Consider the following 302-nt stretch of genomic DNA (forward strand, 5'->3'; position numbering starts at 1 on the left):
TTCGACGCCGCGCGCGCGGCTCTCTTCACGCAGCGCGGCGAGTGCCTGCCAGTCGGCACCGCAAACAAGCGGCGAAACGCGCAGCAGATCGCGCGCGAGCGGGTTCTCGAGCGACACGGCAAGCGAGTCCAGACGCGCGCGCCGCTCAACGAGCGGCGTCATGCGCAAGTCCTCGCCATGTGCTTCCAGCAGATCGTAGGCAAGCAATGCGGCCGGCGAATCAGCGAGGACCTTTTTGGTCAGCGTCTTGCGCGCGATGCGCGGTTGCAGACGCGCGAACGGCAACGGCGCGGCGGCGCCCG

1 pseudogene is annotated in these 302 nt (G+C 69.2%); it reads right to left on the reverse strand.

Annotation, left to right across the window (positions count from 1 at the left end):
* A pseudogene (locus EN859_RS36890) lies at window positions 1–302 on the reverse strand (ATP-dependent DNA ligase); the annotation flags it as partial.

It is taken from the genome of Mesorhizobium sp. M00.F.Ca.ET.216.01.1.1, assembly GCF_004010325.2.
Taxonomy (GTDB): Bacteria; Pseudomonadota; Alphaproteobacteria; order Rhizobiales; family Rhizobiaceae; genus Mesorhizobium.